Here is a 777-nt window from a genome sequence, read left to right on the forward strand (position 1 = left end):
AGCCTTGCCGCAATATCCGCATAGATCAGAAGAACAGCGCCAAGCACAGCTGAGCATGGAATGATCCAGCGGTAATCAACCCCGACCAGAAAGCGGGTAATATGCGGAATGATCAATCCGATAAAACCGATCGCACCGGCAACGGATACAGTGGCACCCGTCAGCAGAACAACGGACACGATGCCGATCGCTTTTACCGTCTTCGTATATTGACCGAGCCCTTTCGCCAGCTCCTCACCCAGGCTTAGAACCGTGATGGAACGGGCGATGACAAAAACGACCGCCAAACCGAGCGCTGCCGCCGGAATCAACAACTGAATGCTGAGCCATTTCGTGCCGGCGACACCTCCGGCATACCAAAAACTGACGTCGCGCGCCACATCAAAGTGGATCGCGATGCTCGTAGAAAGAGCGCTCAGGAACGTGCCGACAGCCGTACCGGCCAAAGCCAGCTTTACAGGCGTAAGACCGCCTTTTGAAAACATTCCGATTCCAAAAACAAGCCCCGCTCCAAGAGCGGCACCGGCAAATGACCAGATCATCAGCCCGATCGATGAGGTTCCTGGAAAAAAAGCAAACGCAACAGCAATTGCGAAAGCTGACCCGTGCGTGACGCTCATAATTTCCGGCGACGCAAGAGGATTTCGCGTCATCCCCTGCATCACGGCTCCGGAAACCGCCAGGCAGGCGCCCACAAGAGCCGCACTTACCGTCCTTGGCAGTCTGAGTTCCTGAATAATTTGATGGGCCGTATTTTTCGCGTCAAAATGAAAAATG

1 protein-coding gene is annotated in these 777 nt (G+C 54.4%); it reads right to left on the minus strand.

Features of this window, described 5'->3' with window-relative positions:
* The coding region (locus ACWHAR_RS26075; RefSeq protein ID WP_452088299.1) for a FecCD family ABC transporter permease at window positions 1–777 on the minus strand (777 nt) is incomplete at both ends.

This window comes from Bacillus sp. LR--39 (assembly GCF_053613335.1).